Source organism: Caldiplasma sukawensis, assembly GCF_052315375.1.
Lineage (GTDB): Archaea > Thermoplasmatota > Thermoplasmata > Thermoplasmatales > Thermoplasmataceae > Cuniculiplasma.
In genome coordinates, this window is record NZ_JBLSDG010000008.1 from 47224 (window position 1) to 55855 (window position 8632).

Genomic DNA, 8632 nt, shown 5'->3' on the forward strand with positions numbered 1-8632 from the left:
TTATATCATAAAATTATTATTAATAGTGAGAATTAAGAATTAATGGAAATCATCAAAAACTTTCTCAACGGAGTATTTGACAGAAAAGTAATCATCAGATTTAAAAAAGAAAGTTTCAGCACCAAAGTAATGGAAAAGCAACAATTTAAGGGGATTATTATTACAAGTGAAAAACTGGGAGAAAATATAAAATTGAAAATATTTCCAACTGAAAATTTTTCACCTGAAAAGCTTAACATTATTGCTTATGAGTTGAAGGGTGAGCTTGTAAACGGTGTATTATATTTAAACAGAAAATATGAATATGAAGAAGTTTTCAACCATCTTAATAAAATATTAAGCATAGAATCATTTCTGATGTTCAATATATATTATTATGAAGATTCTTATTATTCTGATTTCATATTCAATTCTAAAGATAATAATAAATTTTCAAAGATATTTTTCGAAAATCAAATGTATAACGAACTTGAAATTGTAAGTTTGACAAATTATGAATTTTCAAACTGGGTGGATGAGGTTTTTACTAAATATTTGGAAAAAAATACAAGAATAATTAATATTTCATATGATGACTTCCATACAAATGATAATAAAAATTTAACAATACTGAAGGCTGCACCTTTAAGCCAGTTTAAAGCAATTAGGATTGATTATGATGAAGACTCGATAAATTTTAAGATTCTGGATGAGCCTTCAAGTTTTGCATTATCCTTTTTAACAAGTCTTAAAAATCTTGATGTTTGGCCATTTTCAGTAATGGAGTTTAATGAAAATAAAATGCAAAATCTAAGGCTACGTATAATGGATGTCGATTTGAATAGGACCATTATGGCTTTAAAAACAGTGAAATCATCCTTCAAAGAAAACAAAGTTATAATAAATGAAATAAGGTAGAAATTACATTTTAAAAATTTTTATATGCGATTAAATAGCTGAAATAAATTAGAAAATATGGAATATAGAAAACTATCTCGTGAAGAGGAGAGGGTTATTCTCTACAAAGGCACAGAGATGCCATTTACTGGGAAATATTACAATCATTATGAAAAGGGGACCTATATTTGCAAAAGATGTGGCACTCCTCTTTATAAATCTGAGTGGAAATTTGATGCAGGTTGTGGTTGGCCATCATTTGATGATGAAATCCCGGGAGCTGTAAAAAGGGTACCTGACAGGGATGGAATAAGAACCGAAATACAGTGTGCAAAGTGTGGTGCTCACCTTGGTCATGTATTCCTAAATGAGGGTTTTACTCCTAAAAATACCAGGCATTGTGTAAATTCAATTTCACTGGACTTTATTCCGGATAAGGAGGGAAAGTAAATGGAAGAAACAATTGTTTTGGGTTCTGGTTGCTTCTGGTGTACAGAGGCAGTTTTCTCCACATTAAATGGAGTAAAAAATGTGATTCCAGGATATTCAGGGGGGCATAAGGAGAACCCCTCATATGAAGAGGTTTGCAGAGGAAACACTGGTCATATTGAGGTTGCGAAAATAACATTTGACGACTCAGTGATTACACTTGATGATATACTTGATGTATTTTTTGTCAGCCATGATCCAACTTCATGGGATAAACAGGGTGCTGATGAGGGGGAACAGTACCGGTCTGTCATTTTCTATATGAATGATGAACAGAAATTAACTGCGGAGAAAAAAATAGAGCAATTGGAAAAAGAGGGCGTTTTCAGAAAAAAGATAGTTACTGAAATAAGGCCTTTAAAAAATTTTTATGAAGCAGAGGATTATCATAAAAAATACTATGAGAGAAATAAAGATCAACCCTATTGCAGATTTGTAATATCCCCTAAAGTGTCAAAAATCAAAAAATCATTCAATGATAAAATTATAAAACTTTAATCATACTCTCAACTTCTCTCTCATCTCTTTAATTATACGATTGTAATTAAATCCTGGGATCTCATTCTCATACATTACCACCGCAAGAGGTGCTAGTTCCACAGTAATCTGAGAAGTTTTGAAAAATTTAACCTCCCTGCTCATAGTTTTAAGTTCTTCAAATACTTCCTTTGATAGAGGTTCAAAAACTAAACTTCTGGAATCTGACATACCGCCCCCAATCATAACGGATTCAGGGTCAAATATATCTATCAAATTGCTTATTCCTGTCACTATATATCCCATTATTTCATTAACAATTTTATTGCATTCTTGATCGCCTGAAAGTGCACCTTCAAAGATCGTTTTTGCCTCTACTTTATCCTTTTTGAATCTTCTTAAATATGGGGATTTTTCGTAGGCGCCATTTTCATTCATGATTCTAACTGCCGCCAGACCACTTGCAAGGGATTCAAGGCACCCCTTTCTTCCGCATCCACATAGAGGCCCATCCTTTTTTATAACCATATGGCCGAATTCTCCTGCCATACCCCTTGAACCTCTGTAAACTCTCCCATCCTGAATAATTCCTCCCCCGATACCTGTACTCAGTGTAACATATACAAAATTATTGAAGGTTTTTCCATTTCCAAATATCTTCTCAGAGATTGCAACAGCAGTTGCATCATTTTCAATAAAGACATTCTTAGACAATCGTTTTTCAAGCATTTCTGAAAAATTTATCTTCTCTCCACCAAAAAGATTTGGTGATGAATGAATTATGCCTCTTTTACCATCAACCGCTCCAGCTATTACAACTGAAACAGTCTCAATATCCTCCTTTATTTCCTTTTCAACATCTTCAGCTATCTCTGCAACCAAATTTACAAGCTGTTCTGGGTTCTTCATCTTGGGTGTTTTAATCCTTGATCTCTTGTAAATTTTCCCAGTAGAATCAGTCAAAAACATTGAAATTTTGGATCCACCTATATCAAATCCCATGATCATTGTCAGTCACCTTTTTAACAGTTAATGTCAGATTATTAATTCCTACAACCACAATGTTTTCTCCTTTGTAAATTGTTTCTCCATTAAGGCTTGTGGCACTCCACCTAACACCATCAATTGAAACCCAGCCTTTTGGTGCAAGGTCAGAAACAACAGTTCCATTTTTTCCAATCATAGATTCCCATCCGTTTAAGGGCTTTCTGAATTGTGTGCGTACTATTCTACTTATATAGAAGGCAATAAAACCTCCAACCAATACAATTATAATAATGTAGTAAAAATAAGTATAATCGATTGGAGAGGGTGAATATCCTGAAACATAATTTCCACCATTTATATTATAATATGGGGTAACTAGAAAGGCTGTTCCTGCAATATCCATAGCAACTCCTCCCATAAGCGAAATACCATGACCGGTTTTAGCCTCCAAAAGTATAAGTACGGAACCCATTATAAGCATTATTATACCTACTACCGAACCATTTATTAACTGGGCGCCTAGAAATCCAAGTATGAGTAGTGATATTCCCAAAATAGTGAGCAGAATTGTTCTGTGGTAAATGTCCAGCAAAATTACCAGGGAACCAAATGAAATGAGAATTCCATCAATTGTTGCATTACTGAGAAAACTCACAAATTGATCATATGTAGACTCACTTACTGTGTATTGCACGTATCCGTTTAGATTCAGTTGACTCAGGAAATTCGTGAAATTTGTTGCAATTCCATTTATAAGATGTATTTTAAAAGCCTGTTCGTAATTATAGCCCACATCATCAAAAACCATAAGTGCAGCGGCTGATACATTTCTTCCGTGAGCTTCCGCCAGACCTGTCATAAGAGCCTCCATTCCATTCAGAGTGTGATTTTCCTGAATCTGAGAACCGCCTTCCACTATTGGTGTAGATGGACCTATTTCAGAACCTGTACCCATCCATATCTGATCGGTTGCCATTGCTATGTATGAACCCGCAGAAGCACCAAGACCATCCTGAACTATATATGAGTAGACAGGTATACCCTGAGCTTCAGTTTTGTTGATGGCCTGAACCATATTGACCATGGATTCAAGGAGACCACCCGGGGTATTCATTTTTATCACCACTGCAGCTGTTGTTGTTCTATTCAAAGAAGAGAGGGCCTGCGTTAGCATATTGCAAGACCCAGGATCAATTGTATACTCAAGATTTATTATCAAAAGATCTTTTTTCATTTCAAAATTCTTGTATTTGTGTTCGTTAATTCCTTGAGAATTAAAAGTAATTGTGATCAATAATATACATAAAAAAAGAAGCATTATTGAGTGTTTAAACACCCTCTTATTCATAAGACCATAACTTGAATTCTATATATTAGATTACCTGAGTCAAAAAAATATGGAAAAGATTTTTCACATCAAAAATATTGAGGGATATGGAAAAAACATCTCTTGCTGATGCAACTCATTTAAAGCCAGGAATAGAGGTTAAAATAAACGGATGGGCTGAGGACATAAAGACACTAAAAAATATGACATTCATAATAATGAGGGACAGTACAGGGAAGGCTCAGATAACCGTAAAGAGAAATGTTGAAAATTATGATGAAATCTCTCAGATCTCGAGGGAGAGTGTAATCGAAGTTCATGGTGTAATACCAGAAGAACAGAAAAGCAAATCATTTTTTGAAATAATTGCTGAAGAAATAATTATAATAAATAGATCAGAATCACCACTACCTCTACCTGTAGCAGACAGGGTTGATGTAGATTTTGAGACAAGGTTCAATAACCGTTTTCTCGATTTAAGAAGAAAGGAGAATGGAGATATATTTAGGGCTAAAGCCGGGCTACTCTGGGGAATAAGAAGTTTTCTACACAATCAAGGTTTCACTGAAGTTCAAACCCCAAAAACAGTGTCAGCTGCAACTGAAGGGGGTGCAGAACTTTTCAGCATCCAGTATTTTGAAAAGATAGCTTACTTGAATCAGAGTCCACAGCTATACAAGCAGATGCTGATAGCATCTGGCATTGAAAGGGTATTTGAGGTCGGTCCTGCTTTCAGGGCAGAGGAGCACAACACTCCAAGACATCTTAATGAATTTACATCAATAGACATTGAAATGGCTTTTTCAGACCACAATGATGCAATGTTCATGTTAGAGAATGCAATAGCAAATGGAATCAAGAACATGTTCGAAACAATACCGGATATAATGGAAAGAACTGCTATTAAGGAAGTCCCAAAAACACCATTCCCTAAAATAACACACAAGGAGTGTATAGACATATTGAGAGATGCTGGTTTCAATATCAATTATGATGAGGATCTTAACAATGAGGCACTGAAAATAATTGGCCAGAAATTTGATGGTTTTTATTTCATTATAGAGTGGCCGGAAAAAGTAAGACCATTTTACACAAGTTTACTTGAAACAGACAGATCAAGAACAAAGTCCTATGATCTTCAGTTTAAGGAGTTAGAACTAACTTCTGGAGCACAGAGAATTCATGATCCAAAATTACTGGAAAAAAGGATAATTGAAAAAGGTTTAAATCCAAAAGATTTTGAATTTTATATAAGAACCTTCAGGTATGGAATGCCTCCTCACGCCGGATGGGGACTGGGCCTTGAAAGATTGACACAGGTTGTTCTGGGTCTCAATAATATAAGGGAGGCATCACTTTTTCCCAGAGACAGAACCAGAATATTTCCCTGATTTTATTTTTCTATCTTTCTTATCCTCTCCAAAAACAAGCCTGTCCATGTCCTTTGCGTCTCCTATCTCATTCTCTTCCAGATCCCAGTTCTTCTTTTTCACCATAGGATCACAATAATGTTAAAAAAAAATAGTTTAAAAATTTAGTGGTATGATTTTATATTTTAAATAGATATAACTATTTATGAGTTATAAAAACTGCAGTGAATGTGGCTCAATATTTTTTTGTGATCAATCATATTCATGCTGGTGTTCATCCATTAATGTAAATAAAAAAATAGAACAAAATAAAGACTGCAAATGTCCAGCATGTCTAAGAGGATCATCCAATTCACCATGAATATTTTTAATTTTTGTTCTGGTTTGTCTTTGAGGCAATCTCATTCTTTGCTTCCCAATATGCCTTATCGAATGCCACATTGATAGCATCTGAGCACTTATTGTAATTCATAATGTTTCCAATTGATATTATTACTTTTACCTGGTTTGAATTAAAATTTTTCTGGAACAATGTAACCTCTTTTACAATAAAATCAAGTTCTTTTCCCTTTGTTTCAAGAATGGGTACAGCTTTCTGTATAATGTCAGAGTATGGAACATCAACAGGTAATGTTAAAGTGACATGATACCTTGCCCGGAACCTGTTTTCAGGATCTGTTAGATTTGTGAATTGTGTCTGCCCAAGAAGCGCAGTGCTTGGCAATTCGATTTTTAAACCATCTATTGAAGATACTTGAGTTGTAAGGACCTTTACGTCTTCAATCTTTCCAAGGACAGGATTATCAAATAACCATGAAAATATGTACATTGGATCCCCTGGTTTCATTATTCCTGATGATGAAAGCATAAGACCTGATAGAAGATTTGATATTGTGTTCTGTAAAGCAAATGAAATTACCAATCCACCAACTGTTCCACCAAGAACAGCTCCAGTCAGACTTACTCCAATATCAAGAAGGAAAATTACAATTGCCACTGAGTAGACTATTGCCCTTATTATGGTGTAAAGATTTTTCAGGTTCACTCTTTTTGATCTATTTGAGACAAGTTCAATTTCAAATCTTGAAAATCTGTTTATTTCATGGGCTATTCCGAAAATTATGAAAGCGTCTATGGCATAATACAAGTAATGTGTTATGTTATACTTGCGAAGATAATCAATTATTGAAGACGGAAGAACATATGATGTAAAAAAACGAAAAATTATTTCAAGGGCAATTCCAATTATAACTATAAGACTAATGGAAATGATAATCGATCTGAGTTCTTTTTTGGTTTTTTCCTCCATTATGTATGTAATAATTTAATTGCATAAATTATTTTTTTAACTTTTATCAATTTTTTTCTTCAATTCCTTTATTTCTTCCTGCAATTCTTTGTTCAGTGGATTTTTTCTAGCCTTTTCCTCCAGTTCTCTAAGTTTGTCCTCCAGATTTTTCTTTTTTCTTGTAATATCCCTTTTACTGAGGCCCATGAATAGTCATATTCAATGAAATATTAATTTTTTATCAAAAAAAAGAAATTGAATTCCGAAAAAGGTAAAATAAGTGTCTGACATATTTATTAAAATGTCAGTCATTTTCTTTTCAATTATCCCGCTCATTATTGGGTTATTTTTTGGATTCCTTGTAGGATATTATTCAGGGAAAAAGATCTGGTCTCTTAAAAGCAATCAGATAAGTGATTACGTAAATAAGATACAGAACGAAATGAAGGATATAACCATAAATGCATTGAATCAATTAATACAACAAAAAAATAACATTATTGATTCACAGTCAGAGGAAAGACTTCAGGGTATTTCAAAATCATTTTCGGAAAAGATGCAGGAGTTAAACTTAGCAGTAATTTCAATGGAAAAAACAAGAAGAGAAGATTACGGCTCAATTCTAAGATATATGGACTCAGTAAAGGAAATGGCAGAAAACATTAACAATACAGCAACCATGCTTAAAAATACAGTTGGTAACACAATAGAAGCAGGGAAATGGTCAGAGATAGGACTTGAAAACCTTTTTGAATATGGCGGCTTAAGAAAATATATTGATTTTACCACACAAGTGGTGCTGGAGGATGGATCAAGGCCTGATTTCATAATAAATTTACCCGGAAACAGAAAGGTGGTTATAGATTCAAAGGCTGTTGTCAGGAATTTTTTAAACGCTGAGAACTCTCAAGATACTAGGGAAAAAGAAGAATTCTTAAAAAAATTTAAAAAAGATATTCAGGATACAATTAAAAAACTTTCAGAACGTAACTATCCAGAAAAGATAGATAATGCATATGAGTATACCTTACTTTATATCCCTTTTGAAAATGTCTTCTCATACATATATGTAAAATGTCCTGACATTGTAGAATATTCATTTTCAAGCAAGGTTTTTCTTACATCTCCCGTTTCCATAATCCCAATACTTAGGGGAATTGAAATTTCTTGGAGAGAAGAAGAAATGATAAAGAACTCAAAAAAAATAGTTGAATTCAGTTTAAATCTATATGGAGATTTCAAAAAAATGCTTGACATGATCAAAATCATAGGAAAAGATATGAAAAAAACCTCAAGGGATTATAATGACCTGATCAATCTGATGCAAATTAAGGTTTTAAACGATTTTAACAGATTTGCAGAGTTATCCAATCAGGAGACTGAGAAATCATCTTTTATTGAAAGTGTTCAGGAGAATAATTCTCTTGATTGAAAAACATGAACCTTTTTTTCATCATCAATTTATAGATGATAAGTACAAAAATATTAATGAGCATTCATTACCTTTTTACAATTTAATGTGTCATTTATATGATTATGAAATAAAATTGACAAATTCACAGGAATAAGTTATGCATATGGGTTAATCATAGTGTCCCAAATGTTGTGTATTTATAAAGGATACCTCCTTTGGAACATTTCCTTAATCTCATCAATGCATTTATAATATCCCCTCAACGATCTCATTGACCATTTGTCATTTATCTCTGCTGCTCTCAGATAAATGATCTTCATTGCACTCTCTTCAGAAGGCATTGAATCAATGATCTTGATCCTTCTTCTTATCTCCTTGTTCATGCGTTCCATGAGATTTGTAGA

At 33.5% G+C, this 8632-nt stretch carries 11 protein-coding genes; 5 read left to right on the forward strand and 6 right to left on the reverse strand.

Going from position 1 to position 8632, the window contains the following annotated elements; genetic code table 11:
- Window positions 1-42 precede the first annotated feature (42 nt).
- The 3 genes from ACNF4Z_RS05415 to msrA are packed head-to-tail and all read left to right on the forward strand — an operon-like array spanning window position 43 to window position 1863.
- Window positions 43-897, forward strand: coding sequence for a hypothetical protein (locus ACNF4Z_RS05415; RefSeq protein WP_458328224.1), 855 nt, complete (start codon window positions 43-45; stop codon window positions 895-897).
- A gap of 57 nt (window positions 898-954) precedes the next feature.
- On the forward strand, window positions 955-1326 hold the full coding sequence (locus ACNF4Z_RS05420; protein WP_458328225.1) for a methionine-R-sulfoxide reductase: 372 nt from the start codon (window positions 955-957) through the stop codon (window positions 1324-1326).
- Window positions 1327-1863: a peptide-methionine (S)-S-oxide reductase MsrA gene (gene msrA, locus ACNF4Z_RS05425; protein ID WP_458328226.1), complete on the forward strand. Its 537-nt coding sequence runs from the start codon at window positions 1327-1329 to the stop codon at window positions 1861-1863.
- Here msrA and ACNF4Z_RS05430 read toward each other — a convergent pair whose 3' ends face one another.
- On the reverse strand, window positions 1864-2844 hold the full coding sequence (locus ACNF4Z_RS05430) for an ROK family protein (protein WP_458328227.1): 981 nt from the start codon (window positions 2842-2844) through the stop codon (window positions 1864-1866). It lies immediately after the preceding gene.
- A complete protein-coding gene (locus ACNF4Z_RS05435; protein ID WP_458328228.1) occupies window positions 2834-4063 on the reverse strand; it encodes an NfeD family protein in 1230 nt (409 codons plus the stop codon). The genes ACNF4Z_RS05430 and ACNF4Z_RS05435 overlap by 11 nt, the downstream gene beginning before the upstream one ends.
- 200 nt (window positions 4064-4263) lie before the next feature.
- Between ACNF4Z_RS05435 and aspS the strand changes: the two genes are divergently transcribed.
- Window positions 4264-5547 (forward strand): aspartate--tRNA(Asn) ligase, encoded by a 1284-nt coding sequence (gene aspS / locus ACNF4Z_RS05440; protein WP_458328229.1) that lies wholly within the window; start codon window positions 4264-4266, stop codon window positions 5545-5547.
- Here aspS and ACNF4Z_RS05445 read toward each other — a convergent pair.
- The 3 genes from ACNF4Z_RS05445 to ACNF4Z_RS05455 all read right to left on the reverse strand — a co-directional run bounded on the left by ACNF4Z_RS05445 (window position 5509) and on the right by ACNF4Z_RS05455 (window position 7021).
- Window positions 5509-5652 carry a hypothetical protein gene (locus ACNF4Z_RS05445; protein WP_458328230.1) on the reverse strand — a complete coding sequence of 48 codons (144 nt, stop codon included), beginning with the start codon at window positions 5650-5652 and terminating at the stop codon, window positions 5509-5511. The genes aspS and ACNF4Z_RS05445 overlap by 39 nt on opposite strands.
- A gap of 241 nt (window positions 5653-5893) precedes the next feature.
- Window positions 5894-6835 carry a mechanosensitive ion channel domain-containing protein gene (locus ACNF4Z_RS05450; protein ID WP_458328231.1) on the reverse strand — a complete coding sequence of 314 codons (942 nt, stop codon included), beginning with the start codon at window positions 6833-6835 and terminating at the stop codon, window positions 5894-5896.
- 36 nt (window positions 6836-6871) lie between these two features.
- On the reverse strand, window positions 6872-7021 hold the full coding sequence (locus ACNF4Z_RS05455) for a hypothetical protein (RefSeq protein ID WP_458328232.1): 150 nt from the start codon (window positions 7019-7021) through the stop codon (window positions 6872-6874).
- A 94-nt stretch (window positions 7022-7115) separates the two neighbouring features.
- Between ACNF4Z_RS05455 and ACNF4Z_RS05460 the strand changes: the two genes are divergently transcribed.
- The gene (locus ACNF4Z_RS05460; RefSeq protein ID WP_458328233.1) at window positions 7116-8246 is read left to right on the forward strand and encodes a DNA recombination protein RmuC; all 1131 of its coding nucleotides are present in this window, start codon (window positions 7116-7118) and stop codon (window positions 8244-8246) included.
- Window positions 8247-8425: 179 nt separating this feature from the next.
- On the opposite strand, the gene ACNF4Z_RS05465 is transcribed toward ACNF4Z_RS05460, so the two are convergent.
- On the reverse strand, window positions 8426-8632 hold a 207-nt coding region (locus ACNF4Z_RS05465; protein WP_458328234.1), incomplete at its 5' end, for a transposase.